Source organism: Anabaena sp. AL93 (assembly GCF_001672085.1).
Lineage (GTDB): Bacteria > Cyanobacteriota > Cyanobacteriia > Cyanobacteriales > Nostocaceae > Dolichospermum > Dolichospermum heterosporum.
Map to the genome: position 1 here is coordinate 1 of NZ_LJOU01000080.1, position 14103 is coordinate 14103.

11 protein-coding genes are annotated in these 14103 nt (G+C 39.7%); 6 read left to right on the forward strand and 5 right to left on the reverse strand.

Translation table 11 applies throughout. The annotated features are described in order from the left end of the window. Positions 1-232: 232 nt before the first annotated feature. The 4 genes from AN486_RS19245 (at position 233) to AN486_RS19260 (ending at position 5034) form a co-directional block, all read left to right on the forward strand. On the forward strand, positions 233-1678 hold the full coding sequence (locus AN486_RS19245; protein WP_290602100.1) for an LCP family protein: 1446 nt from the start codon (positions 233-235) through the stop codon (positions 1676-1678). Between the two features lie 251 nt (positions 1679-1929). After that, on the forward strand, positions 1930-2385 hold the full coding sequence (locus AN486_RS19250) for a hypothetical protein (RefSeq protein WP_290602102.1): 456 nt from the start codon (positions 1930-1932) through the stop codon (positions 2383-2385). 172 nt (positions 2386-2557) lie between these two features. Continuing rightward, positions 2558-3712 (forward strand): NAD-dependent epimerase/dehydratase family protein, encoded by a 1155-nt coding sequence (locus tag AN486_RS19255; protein ID WP_027403808.1) that lies wholly within the window; start codon positions 2558-2560, stop codon positions 3710-3712. A gap of 188 nt (positions 3713-3900) precedes the next feature. Then, positions 3901-5034: a glycosyltransferase family 1 protein gene (locus AN486_RS19260; protein ID WP_290602105.1), complete on the forward strand. Its 1134-nt coding sequence runs from the start codon at positions 3901-3903 to the stop codon at positions 5032-5034. A gap of 117 nt (positions 5035-5151) precedes the next feature. Here the strand turns inward: AN486_RS19260 and AN486_RS19265 are convergent, their stop codons facing one another. The 5 genes from AN486_RS19265 to AN486_RS19285 all read right to left on the reverse strand — a co-directional run bounded on the left by AN486_RS19265 (position 5152) and on the right by AN486_RS19285 (position 9834). After that, positions 5152-6522 (reverse strand): transposase, encoded by a 1371-nt coding sequence (locus AN486_RS19265; RefSeq protein WP_290602107.1) that lies wholly within the window; start codon positions 6520-6522, stop codon positions 5152-5154. A 27-nt stretch (positions 6523-6549) separates the two neighbouring features. Beyond that, positions 6550-7005, reverse strand: coding sequence for an IS607 family transposase (locus AN486_RS19270; RefSeq protein ID WP_290602109.1), 456 nt, complete (start codon positions 7003-7005; stop codon positions 6550-6552). A 288-nt stretch (positions 7006-7293) separates the two neighbouring features. Then, positions 7294-7551, reverse strand: coding sequence for a hypothetical protein (locus AN486_RS19275; protein ID WP_053539260.1), 258 nt, complete (start codon positions 7549-7551; stop codon positions 7294-7296). 803 nt (positions 7552-8354) lie between these two features. Beyond that, entirely contained in the window at positions 8355-9047 is a 693-nt protein-coding gene (gene bchM / locus AN486_RS19280) for a magnesium protoporphyrin IX methyltransferase (protein ID WP_053539261.1), read from the reverse strand. A 289-nt stretch (positions 9048-9336) separates the two neighbouring features. Further along, a complete protein-coding gene (locus AN486_RS19285; RefSeq protein ID WP_053539262.1) occupies positions 9337-9834 on the reverse strand; it encodes a hypothetical protein in 498 nt (165 codons plus the stop codon). 708 nt (positions 9835-10542) lie between these two features. Between AN486_RS19285 and AN486_RS19290 the strand changes: the two genes are divergently transcribed. Together AN486_RS19290 and AN486_RS19295 are read left to right on the forward strand one after the other, a co-directional pair. Beyond that, entirely contained in the window at positions 10543-12084 is a 1542-nt protein-coding gene (locus AN486_RS19290) for a YcjF family protein (RefSeq protein WP_039204748.1), read from the forward strand. A 239-nt stretch (positions 12085-12323) separates the two neighbouring features. After that, the gene (locus tag AN486_RS19295) at positions 12324-14096 is read left to right on the forward strand and encodes a serine/threonine-protein kinase (protein WP_027403815.1); all 1773 of its coding nucleotides are present in this window, start codon (positions 12324-12326) and stop codon (positions 14094-14096) included. Positions 14097-14103: the final 7 nt, after the last annotated feature.

Genomic DNA, 14103 nt, shown 5'->3' on the forward strand with positions numbered 1-14103 from the left:
GCAGGGAGCAGGGAGCAGGGGGTATAAATTTATTTACTTCCTTCTTCCTCCTGACTCCTGACTCCTGACTCCTTGACTCCTGCTGCAATTAAAAGGAATTTAGTTGAAGATTACCATATTTAGCAGTTTTTTATAGCAAACTGATCAAGAGTTGGCTATTATAGTCTGATTTGTTTTAGATGTATTGATCGGCAAATTTAGTTTATTTAAAATCGTAGGTGAGAGGAAGTCTGTGACTAGTCAAAAAACAACAGCAGCACAACAAAGAGCAGCAAAAGCTAAATATAAGGGTCAAGGAAAAAATTCTCGCCCGTCTAAATCGGGACGGTGGCTATGGTTTGCGGTGGGTATGGGGGGGATTGCCATAGTATCAGGACTTGCAGGGGCATTATTAGCTGTTTCTTGGGAAAGTACGCCTTTACAACAAGCTCAACTTAGTCCCCAGGAAGAAGCAGTATTTGATAGCGACAGTATTTCTGGCAATGGGTTACAATTTTCTCAGCTAACTCGTCCTGTTAATATCCTGTTAATGGGTATGAGTGTACTACCTCCAGATGTCCAAAATCCCCCATCCGAAACCAAAAATCTGCGTTATTTGCCCCAGATTAACTCTTTTGACGGTCTTTCTGATGTGATGCTGCTGGTCAAATTTGATCCAGAGACCAAAAAAGTAGTCATGCTTTCTGTTCCTAGAGATACCCGTACACAAATTGAAGGGCATGGAGTCAAAAAAATTAATGCGGCTAATGTGGATGGTGGTCCAGCTTTGACGGCGAAAACCGTTAGTAATCTTTTGGGTGGAGTAGGAATTGATCGCTACGTTCGGATTAATGTCTTGGGTGTTAGTAAGCTAATTGAAGCTTTGGGCGGAGTGAATATTTATGTCCCCAAAGATATGAAATATCGGGACGATTCCCAGCATTTATACATTAATTTAAAAGCGGGTCAACAACATCTCAATGGTGAACAAGCGTTGCAATTACTCCGCTATCGCCATGATGAATTGGGCGATATTGGGCGAATTCAGCGGCAGCAAACGGTGTTGCGGGCTTTAATCGAACAGACTCTTAACCCGACAACCATCACGAAATTACCAGATATTCTCAATGTGGTTAAGGAAAATATTGATACCAACTTATCCGTTGAAGAATTAATAGCACTGGTTGGTTTTGGTTCAAAAATCAATCGCGCAAATATGCAAATGTTAATGCTGCCTGGACGCTTTAGCGAAAATCGTGAGTTTGATGCCAGCTACTGGGTTCCAGATGGGCGGAATATTGCTAAATTAATGACTCAGCATTTTGGTCTAGAAGCAAAGACCACAGAAACATCATTTAGTGAGCCTGGTCGTTTGCGTGTAGCTATTCAGGATAGTACAGGAGGCGATAGCGAAGCGCGACCTAGGAATCGCTCTCAATTGCGTCCCCTCATTAAAACATTGGAGAAAGCCGGCTATACCAATATCTTCGTCTCTAAACCCTGGGGACAACCCTTAGATGTAACCCACATTGTCGCTCAACAAGGAGACGGAGACAGTGCCGAATCAATTCGTAGTTTGTTGGGATTTGGAGAAGTGCGCGTAGAAAGCACAGGTAATATTGGTTCAGATATTACTATCCAAGTAGGTAAAGACTGGTCTCAAAACCAAGCGATTTTCCAAAATTCTACCCGTCCGTAATCATAATTTGAGTATCAATTTCCGATTCATCCTTGAGAGTTTCAGATCTCCGATTTCTTTGAGAATTCGGGGATATTGTTGATAATTGGTAATTGGTGATGAAATTCCAGGTTTCATCCTGTTCATCCTTTAATCCTGGACATCCTGATTCTGACAGTTTCTCTAATATGCTCGAAAATTATTATATGAGTTAAAACTGAATGATGAAACAGCCTTGGGGTGCAATACAAGTAAAAAAGGCGCTGTGCGCTATGATTTCGGGTGTGGGGGTCGGGATGATCTCTTGGGGGTGTAATGCTAATAACTCCCAGATTCAAGATACAAGATGGAATATATATGGAAATAAGCGTTATGGTTTTGAGTTTCCTTATCCGCATACTTGGCAGGTGTTAGGAAACCCAGACAATAGTGATGGTGTTGTTTTAGTTTCACCAAACCAAAAGAATGTGGAAATTCGTGCTTATGCAAGTAAGCCTGTATTAAAATCCTTAACTGAAAATTCTCAGCCAGTCCCTAATTTTCGGACTCACCAAGGTTTTGCTGGGGTATTGGCTGTAGATGCGGGGGAAAAGGTGACTGTGATCAAATTGACTATTAGCCAAGAGAAATTGGAGTATCACTGGCAAGGACAAAGCGGTAGCAAAGACTTTCCAAATTATTATCGGCTGTTTTACTACATCGCCCAGGAGTATAAAATTAGTCAGTAGTTAGTGGTTAGTTGTCAGTAGTTAATGGTTAGGTAAGGGACAGAAGTAATTTTGAATTTTGGATTTTGGATTTTGGATTTTGGATTTATTTACTGCCTTAGTGAGAATTTAATGATGAAGAGGGGACACAAACCTGATAGATTTAGCTATCAGCGAGTAAAAACTGGTAAAGATGAAAGTCCTGGTTATTGGTGGTGATGGGTATTGCGGTTGGGCAACCGCGCTTTACCTTTCTAATCGAGGTTACGAAGTTGGAATTTTAGATAGTTTGGTGCGGCGACACTGGGATAATGAACTGGGTGTAGAAACCCTTACCCCAATCGCACCAATTCAGAAACGTCTCCAGCGATGGCAGGATTTGACTAGTAAGTCTATTGATCTGTTTATCGGCGATATTACTAATTACGAGTTTCTGCACAAAGCTTTACACGAATTTCAACCAACTGCGATCGTGCATTTTGGTGAGCAACGTTCGGCGCCATTTTCCATGATTGACCGTGAACACGCTGTTCTTACCCAAGTCAATAATGTGGTTGGTACGTTGAATTTGCTGTACATCATGCGGGAAGATTTCCCAGATTGCCATTTGGTGAAATTGGGAACAATGGGTGAGTATGGAACTCCCAACATTGATATTGAAGAGGGATACATCACGATTGAACATAACGGACGTAAGGATACTTTGCCCTATCCGAAGCAGCCTGGTTCTATGTATCACTTGAGTAAAGTCCATGATAGTCATAATATCCACTTTGCTTGCCGGATCTGGGGTTTAAGGGCTACAGACTTAAATCAGGGGATTGTTTACGGTGTCCTAACCGAAGAAACGGGGATGGACGAACTGTTAATTAACCGTTTGGATTATGATGGTGTATTTGGTACAGCACTGAATCGCTTCTGTATTCAAGCTACCGTGGGACATCCTCTCACTGTCTACGGTACAGGTGGACAAACTCGTGGCTTCTTGGATATCCGGGATACGGTGCGATGTATTGAATTAGCGATCGCTAATCCTGCTGAACCGGGAGAATTCCGTGTGTTTAACCAATTTACCGAACTATTTAGCGTCGGTGATTTGGCGATGATGGTGAAAAAAGCCGGCAACGCTATGGGATTGAATGTGGATATTAACCACATAGATAACCCCAGAGTGGAGAAGGAAGAACACTATTTCAACGCGAAAAACACCAAACTCTTGGATTTGGGCTTACAACCTCACCTGCTCTCTGATTCCCTACTTGATTCGCTTTTAAACTTTGCTGACAAGTATCAGAACCGAGTTGATCACAAACAGATTCTCCCCAAAGTCTCTTGGCATAGAAAATAGAAAATAGGAGTTCAGGAGTATGGCTAACGCCACACTATGCCTTCGGCACACTACGTGAACGCTATCAGGAGTTTAGGAGAAAGAAGGAACAAGAAAGAAATCTTCTCTCCTGTCCTTCTCTCCTGTCCTTCTACTCCTATTCTGAACTTCTGCAACTTCTGTAACTTCTGAACTCCTGATAATTTGATATGCGAATAGCCCTATTTACAGAAACCTTTTTACCGAAAGTTGACGGCATTGTTACCCGTCTTCGTCATACCGTTGACCATCTTCAACGTCTTGGCAATCAAGTTTTGGTATTTGCCCCTGAAGGTGGCATCACTGAACATAAAGGTGCGAAAGTTTACGGGGTTAGTGGCTTTCCCTTACCTCTTTATCCAGAGTTGAAAATGGCACTGCCTCGCCCTGCCATTGGTCACGCTTTGGAAGAGTTTCAACCAGATATTATTCATGTTGTTAATCCCGCAGTTCTCGGACTATCAGGGATTTTTTATAGTAAAGTTCTCAAAATTCCTTTGGTGGCTTCCTACCATACCCATTTGCCCCAATATCTGCAACATTACGGATTGGGGATGTTGGAAGGGTTACTATGGGAGTTGTTAAAGCTCGGTCATAATCAGGCTGAGTTAAATTTGTGTACCTCTACGGCAATGGTAAAGGAACTTTCCACCCATGGGATTGAAAGGTGTGATTTATGGCAACGGGGAGTAGATACAGAATTATTTCATCCTGATTTAGTTAGTGCGGAAATGCGATCGCATCTTTCCCAAAATCATCCAGATAGCCCTTTATTATTGTATGTTGGTCGTCTTTCTGCTGAAAAGGAAATCGAACGCATTAAACCAATTTTAGAAGCCATTCCCAATGCCAGATTAGCATTAGTCGGCGATGGACCTCACCGTCAAGTTTTGGAAAAACACTTTGCTGGGACAAATACTTATTTTGTCGGTTATCTCATGGGTAAAGAATTAGGTTCTGCCTTTGCCAGTGCTGATGCTTTTATTTTTCCTTCCCGCACAGAAACACTCGGATTAGTGCTGCTAGAAGCTATGGCTGCCGGATGTCCAGTGGTAGCAGCCCATTCTGGAGGCATCCCTGATATTGTCACAGATGGTGTAAATGGATATCTTTTTGATCCACAAGCTGATATTCAAGAGGCAATTAATGCTACTATACGTCTGTTAAAACAACGGCAGGAAATAGCTATTATCCGTAAAAACGCCCGTGCCGAAGCAGAGAAATGGGGATGGACATCGGCTACACAACAACTGGAAGATTATTATCAAAAAATAATTTTAAGCAGTAGGGGGATACACAAATAACGTAGTTAAACAAGGTCAAACAACGTCAATTGCTGATAATTCGCTCTCTGATTGACCTTACTCGTAAGTTTGCTTTTAGGTTCTAGAGTCTGGGGCTTATCCATGCCCGTTTCCGCTTCAGTTTCCACTATTAGGGAATCGGTGAAACTTCTGAGTTCGTTCTAGCAAGATTACTTTTACATCGGAATGTTTCATATAACGAGTGATTTCAACGTCACTCATTCTTGCTAGAACGTTGTCAGCAGCGTTAGTATCTGAGTGCATCACGACCCCATCATGTCCGGTAAACTTGTCACCATTTCTACTACCCGTTAAGGTACTAAATCTGGAGTCAAGTTGTGACGTATACGCACAATTCACACTAACAACCGTGCAACCTACACGGGTTGAAACTTGTTTGAGGGCATCCGCAACTATCCCCTTGCACCATGAAGAAACATTTCTCTTCATACGCTTTCTCATGGGCTTTTTGCCTTTTAGTGCTTCCGTCAAATCTTCAAAAGCTACCTTGATCGCATCTGTCATCAAGTCATGCGTAGCTGTAAAAACGATTGTTTGAATCCTACCTTTAAAGGATCTTTCCCGATTTTCCCACTTGATTTTACCAAGATTATTTCGTTTAATTCTATCAGCCTTGGCACTGTTTCCTTTAGCTGTAGACTTGTTAAAAACTGACCTGATTTTATTACGTTTTACTTGTTTCGCTGTTCTGTAATCGGTTTCTTGAGTTTGGATTTTACCAAAATCATTACCTAAAAATCTAGCACCATCATTAGAAGATGTGGCATAAACTTCGGTGTAACCTCTATCACATCCAATTATTTTACCATCGGTCTTTTTTTCAGCTTTTTGGATATCAGTTGTGTAATGAATTTCCCATCTGCCATTACGCTTAATTAGCCTTATTTGACACTTTATTTCTGTTGGTAAAGTCGTTGGTAGTTTGAGAGTTTTATATGGAGTTAAACCTCCAAAACGCAACCACACCACACCTTTATCATCTGTTTTAGTATCATAAGCCTTTACAATAATTTGGTTACAAACTTTCGTGTGTCCTCGATACCAAAACTTTCTAACTAAGGTGCAAAGTTTGGGATGTTCCAACCATTTCCGACTTTCTAAGGTAAGTTGCAAAACTCCTTTTTTAGCCGGGAACGACTGGAACGATTGACCCAAAGATTTCATCACCTTTTCGACACAAGCAGCCTGAACCAAGTGAATATCATCAATTACGTCATAGAGAGTTGCTTCCCATAACTTAGCAGGTAATTTGTATTTGTCTTTTAAGGTGCGTAGCTGTTTGTCAATCTCAAATTTAGAAACGCCCCAAGCCTTTAACGACCCGAACTCATTCCACAAGTCAGAGCGTAGTTTACCTAAACTCAAAGCGATTAAATCAAGTTCGTTAGATTTCCAATTATTTAGTTTTTCAGTCCCTAAAATAGCGATTCTCGTAACGGTTAACTGATTCTTTGCTTTGAGTTTCATGGACTTGGTTTGCTACGTCTTTTACTACTATACACCCATTGACTCGTATTGACTACTATTTGTTTCATGAATATTTTGCTCTTCGGCTATCTTTTTCTTGTAAGCCCGAAGGAAGTAAAGCTTGGAAGAAAAGCAGTGCATGATAGCCATAAAATCCTGCATCAACTCTTCGGGCGGTGATAGCTTGGCATTGTTCACCACGACAATTTTGCAACCGTGAAGATTGCAAAACCACTCAACAAACTCAAAACCAAATCTGCATAACCTATCCTTATGTCCCACGACAATTTCAGAGATTTGATTTTGGGCAACTTGAGTCATTAATTTAAGAAAGTTTTTCCGCTTCCAGTTCATACCACTGGCAACATCCTTGACGACCCGGCATCCTGGGTAAGTTTTACCTAAAAAATCTATTTGTGTGTCAAGGTCTAACAACTGGGTTTTTGTGCTGACACGGGCATAAAGAACCCTCTCTTTATCCATTGAGACTGTTTTGATGAATGCTGACTCTGGATATCTCCGATGTCCCCCAGGGAAATACATTCTATTTTCCCTAAGTCAGCCCATTCTGCCGTTGTCTTAGGGTGATAGCCAAATTGTTTGTAAACTTGTTCTGGGGTTAGGTATTTCATCTTTCGGTTAAATACGATTAACCCCAGTATACTACGTTATTTTGAGATTAGAGAGTTTGGCAGGGTTTCCCCGCCCAGGAGTCAGGAATCAGGAGTCAGGAGTCAGAAGTCAGAATAAGAGTTCTATATGGCTAACAACTTAAACTTCTTCAGAACCGTTACTTGGAAAAGGTTGTTCACCGATTTTTAGTTGCTTTTTTGATTGTTTCAACTGTTTCCAAAGTAACTTAATCTGATCATAAGCCTCATCTGGTGAGATTTTGCCACCAGTTTCTAAATTGCAAATATAACTAACCTTTTGGGCAAATTCCTGCAAATTCGCATTAAATACCAAGTTTTCTGGTTTGACATGACCATAATAGCGACCACGGGGATAGAGAAAATCTTCTTTGCTCATCATTTTTTTTCTCCATTGACTCAACTGCTCTATAAAACTTATATAATACTGACAGCCCAGCGTGCCTTAAGCTATACATTCCTGTTTGTTTCCCCTGTTGGTGATCAAAATAGATGGATAGCTCTGTCTTCATAGCCTATCTCTAACTCCTCTACTTTTTCAGAATGGAATAATAGATAAAACTATTACATCCTGCTGATAGTTTAGAGTGGCGTGAGCCATAAGTGGGGCTTTAGGACAGTTATTCACGTTTAGTTATTCTCTAATTTATTAACAACAGATTGTATTAAATTCAATATGTTATTAATATATCTCTTAAGATAGATTAATACATTCCTTTTTGCAATACTTGGCAAAACTTTCCTTGTAAACTATAATTATACATTTAAATTAGAATAATTGAAAATACAAGTATTTGATGACTAAATAGGGTTCGCGGAAGAAGTCTTTTCCTTAGGGCTAGTACCGCAAAGCGGAAGTCAAAAGTCAAAGGTCAAAAGTAATATTAAGCAAGCTTTTTGACGATTGAGAATGGTTGGTGTATTTACGCCGCAGTGTAATAGGAGTCAGGGGGAAGAAAGAAGATTCGGATCATTAAGTAGTGAGACAGAATTAATTACACAATGTCATTGCGTAAGCGTTGCGTGGCGTTAGCCATATGGAACGAATTGAAATGAAGCAATCGCAAGGGTTGTGATTGCTTCCCTTCCCTCGCAATGACTGTAAATATTATTGTCCAATTACTTATATTCCCGACTTCTTAAAGAAGTCGGGAATATAAAGTATCAATTGTAATTTACTATCTACACAGATGTACGAGTTGCTTCTAGTAAACTGGAAAAGTAAAACTTTGTTCGCGCCATAGCTTGCCGTTGGATTGAAAAGCCATTTTTTTCCAAGATTTTGATGACATCAGCTTTAGGATGTAAATAAGCGCGAGTGGTTTTACTTGGACCAGGAAAGAAAGTACCGATTTTTTTGAGGATAGTCAGGAAGAAAGTTTTAGGCGCAAAACTGAGAATAATCCGTGATTGTGCTAAAGAACACAAATGAGAAATCATCTCGTCAGCTTTTTCTTGAGGGTAGTGAATCAGAACATCCAAACAGATAACAGTGTGGTAACTACCACTCAAAGATTCCAAATCCTCTACCGCAAAAGAGGGGTTTACAGTATTTGACAAAGCCATTACAGCCCTATCCTGAGCTTCTGATACCATTTTGGCAGAAATGTCGCTGGCATAGACCTTAGCACCACTCATAGCTAGAGGAATACTCAGACTACCGACACCACACCCAGCATCACAAATTGATAATGATGGTAAATTGTTGTCAGCTTTTAACCAGCCGATGACATTATCTACAGTTTGTTGATGTCCAGTGCGAATATCTAGCTGAACCTTGTTGACTTCACCATCACCATAGATGCGTTGCCACCGATCAAAGCCTGTGGAGTTGAAGTATTCGCGGACTATTGTTTTATCGTCGGCTGCGTTCATAAACTCAATTGTTAATTGTTCACAATTCGTGACATACTCCACACACTCCCCTATGCCTTGCGGCACGCTTGCGCGAACAGGTGAGTGTGGGCTTCTCAGCGACTCTTCTATGAAGACATTGACTGAGCTTTAAGACCGTGTGTCCCACGGTTCTTGATATTTATAGCCGAATTTAGATCCCTGCACAAACTTGCATGGCAGATAGGGCAATTAATTGTGCATTCTTTTCTATGCAGCTTCATCTGAATTTGGTATTAGTAAATTCTCAACGACAAAAATTCCGGCTAGTTTAGATTCTTAAAAACTTACTAGCTAATTTAATCGCGTCCATAATGTCTACATCACCATTACCGTCAGCATCTAGAAATTTATTGAGTAATGGATTACCACCAGATTGTAAAAAACTCAAAATTAAAGGGACTAAAGTTGGTAATAATTGTTGAATTGTATTCACATCTAAGCTAGTACCCTGAGCAGCATTTTCCGCTACTTGTGCTTGGATATCTGGAGAAAATAAGGTATCTACAGCTTGGAAATCGGCTGAAGTTCCGGCAAGTTGATTTACCAACTCTTGTACGGCCTCACTTCCGTCAGTAGCTTGTTTTGCCTGCAAAGATGATTGTACTTGTTTACCAACAACTGATAGAACTGATTGCATGGTGGCAGAGTCTGAGCCAATGCCATTACCTAATTGTTTAACTGTGGTGGCAATATTTATCAAGTTATCCAAACCACCTGGCTGATTGGAATTACTAACTGCACCAAGAATTTGATCAAATAGCCCCATTAATTTTTTCCTGTTGTTTTTAATATCTCTAATTATCAATGATACAGCAAAATTAAGTAATCACCAGTTATAAATCAGGAATAAAGTCAAAATCATTATATTGGTGAATAAGGAATTGGTAGAGATATAGTAAATTATGTAACTTGAAAGGAATCAGAATAAAAGGTAATTTTTCTCTGATGGGTATCATCGGTAAAATTCTGGATTTTGATGAGATTTTTCTTGTATAGTATCAATAGGATTACTTAAAATTTTCATAAAAACTTGATATGATAATTTTGTATAACCATAATCACTATTTGTAAAAGTTTCGTTGGTAAATTAGCAAATAAGAGACATTCTTGATGGACTAAGATTGCCTTTTCTCTGGCTGTTTGAAAATAGCTATTGCCTACTAATCACCCTCCAGATATACCTAAAACTGCTATTCCCAGAGAAAGACTATACCCCAGGATAACTTTTTGCTGATCCTCGCGCGGGAGAATAATTTTTTAAAAGAGCTAAAATGTTTAAACTCAGAGATAAAATTTATATTGTAACTCGGCATTTAACTTTCCCATGAATTGAGAGCAGGTAGAAAATGGAGAATTTAACAGTCAGTCAATCAGGCAACACTACACATACACTTAAATATTAGTTTATCAAAAATTGTTGCTTTTTACTTTCTAGCTGAGAAAACCACTGTATAAGTAATAACTTCTATCCTTCATGCCTTTGTCTCGTATTGTTACACTAATTGTTGGCCTAATCGTCATTTTGGCGTTAACCCTATGGCTAATTGATTCTCTTTCCCGCTTGTACTGGCAGTTGTCCTATTCGCCGTTGTTGGGTAATTTACTATTATTACTGCTAGTTTTACTGATTGGTGGTTTGATTGCTGCGTTTGTTTATTATGTATTGGTGCTGCGGCAGGGGGAGGAAAAATCCCGTCGTCAACGTCAAAGGGTGACTTCTGCCCAAATTCCAGCAGCTAAATCGGATGCGGCTTCTTCTACTTTGCAAGCGGTACGTCAACAAGTAGCCCAAATTCAAGATGAGGTGACACGCCAAGCTTTACTGAGTCGGACTAAGGAAATTGAGGCGAATTTAGCGAGAGGGGAAATTCAGGTTGTTGTTTTTGGTACTGGTAGTGCTGGTAAAACTTCTCTGGTAAATGCGATTATGGGGCGGATAGTTGGTGAAGTGAATGCACCAATGGGAACGACTCAGGTGGGGGAAACCTATTGTTTACGGTTGAAGGGTTTGGAACGGAAGATATTAATTACTGATACTCCAGGGATTTTAGAACCGGGGGTGGCGGGTACGGAACGGGAACAATTGGCTAGGGCTTTGGCGACGGAAGCGGATTTGTTGTTATTTGTGGTGGATAATGATTTACGCCGTTCTGAATATGAACCATTGCGGGGGTTGGCGGAAATTGGTAAGCGATCGCTTTTAGTTCTAAATAAAACAGATTTATACACTGAAACTGACATAGAATCAATCTTGGCGAGATTACGGGAGCGGGTACGGGGTTTTATTGCTACTAATGATGTGGTGGCGATCGCTGCCAATCCCCAAATAGCCCAATTAGAAACTGGCGAAACTTTCCAACCGGAAGCGGATATTATCCCTTTGTTACGGCGTATGGCTTCCATTTTACGCGCTGAAGGTGAAGATTTAGTGGCAGACAATATTCTCTTACAGTCTTTACGCTTAGGAGAAGAAGCCCGTAAACTGATAGATTCTCAGCGTCGTCGGCAAGCTGATAAAATTGTTGAGCGGTATCAATGGATTGGAGCAGGTGTGGTTTCTGTCACCCCATTGCCAATGGTAGACTTACTCGCCACTGCGGCGGTTAATGCTCAAATGGTGGTAGAAATTGGCAGGCTTTACGGTTGCGATTTAAACATGGAAAGGGGCAAGGAATTAGCCCTATCTTTAGGAAAAACTATTGCTGGTTTAGGGATTGTCAAAGGGGCAATTGAATTATTATCAACGGCTTTGCAACTCAATGTGGCTACTTTTATTGTGGGAAGAGCAATTCAAGGGGTGACAGCCGCATATTTAACCCGCATTGCTGGGAAAAGTTTTATTGAATACTTTCGTCATGATCAAGATTGGGGTGATGGGGGGATGACAGAAGTTGTGCAGCAACAATTTCAGATTAATCGCCGCGATGAGTTTATCAAAGTTTTTGTGCAAGAAGCGATCGCTAAAGTCGTCAAACCATTAACTGATACATTTGCAGAAAAAGAAGATTATAAGTAAAAACACTGAAATAATTATTAAATATTTCACATAAGTAGGTTGGCGTTGAAAATTGTCGTTATGGCAAGGCAAAAGGCAAGAGGCAAGAGGCAAGAGTGAAGAGGGTTTAGGCGATTTTACATTTCTTTACACAGTTTGGTTTTATTGTGTTCACCTACTTACTGAATTATTTTCTATAATTCCGGAAAATAGTAGCCGATGTCAGAAAAGATATAGAAGGATTTCTGAGTAATTAGATCATGAATAACCAAATGATCGGCAAACTATTACAAGAGCGTTACCAAATTGTTCAACCACTTAGTGCCGGAGTGTTTGGGCAAACATTTATCGCGGTAGATATGCACCATCCAGAAAAACCTAGATATGTTGTTAAACAACTCAAAGTTAACAACTATCAATCTACCTCCTATTTTGACTATCTCAGACTACGGTTTTTAACAGAAACTGAAACTCTCAAACACTTAGGTCGCCATCCCCAAATTCCCGAATTAATTACCTGCTTTGAAGAAAATGAACGTTTTTATTTAGTACAACAATTTATTCCTGGAGAGTCTTTAGCAGCAGAATTACCAACTAGCCCCCAAAGCTCAAGTAAATGGAGTGAAATTGACGTTATTAAATTTCTAGAAGATGCCCTATATATTCTCGAATTTGTTCACTCTCAAGGCTTTATTCATTGCGATATTAAACCAGAAAACCTAATTAGACGAGCTATAGATGCCAGATTAGTATTAATTAATTTTGGCTCAATTCAACCAATAGATTTTAGTATTGAAACCGAATTATCCATAGATCAAATTCCTGTAACATCCTTGGGTTACATTCCTCCAGAACAATTCATTGGTCAAACTCAACCCAATAGTGACCTTTACTCCTTGGGCATAATTGCTATTCAGGCTATTACAGGACTTGCACCTCTGCAATTAGAAATTGATCCCAAAACCAATGAAATTATTTGGTGTGATGATGATACCCAAATTAATGATTATTTAATTGCTTTCCTCAATCAGATGATCCGTTATCAACATCAGGAACGGTTTCAATCCGCTCATGAAGCACTATGGGTACTCAAGCATATAGAATGGGTAAATAACCCAGCAGAAATACAAATATCAGAATCTCAATTATCTTATCAAACTATTGAAAAACCACATCAAAAATCCCAACCATTACTAGCAAAATTAAGATTAGGCTTATTAATTAATTCCGTTTTATTAGGGTTAGGAGTATATTCTTTATTTAATAATTCTCAAGCTTACTCAGCCACAGAAACTTTATATAAAGCCATAGCCAAATATCAATCTGGAGACTTACAAAAAGCAATTAATTTAGCTCAGTCAATCCCTCTTGATAGTAATATTTATGCAGAAGCACAAGCCTCAATTGAAGAATGGCAACAGCAATGGCAAAAAGACGCAGAGCATTATATTTCAGCAGAAAAAGCATTCAAAGAAAGTCGGTGGACAGACATATTAACTCACGCGGCTAAAGTTACAGTTAATTCTTATTGGCAAGCAAAAATTCAGCCCCTAGTTGAACAAGCAAAAGTAAATATCGAAGCCCAAGCACAAACATTATTAGCCAAAGCCTATGCAAAAGCTGAAGAAAGAGATTTCTCAACAGCTTTATATTACTTACAACAAATACCTGAAGAAAGCTCCGCTGGCACTATAGTTAAACAAAAATTAGCTGAATATAATCAAAAACGTCAAGTTAGATCGGGATATTACGTATATCAAGCCCACAATCAAGCATCTGTAGGTGACTTTTTTGGGGCAATTAAACTCCTGGAAAGAGTTCCCAAAGATACTGATGTCTATGCACAAGCAAGAGTCAAACTACAAGAATATTCCCAAAAGTTACGTCTACGTAATCAACAACAAGAATTAGCGACACTAAAAACAGTTCCTGTTATTGAAGTACAAAACACACCTACCGATAAACGCGCCGTTGAGCGTAGAGTATTTTTGCAACCAGAAGATTATTTACAGGAAGTAAATATTCGTAATTAGGGTTTGC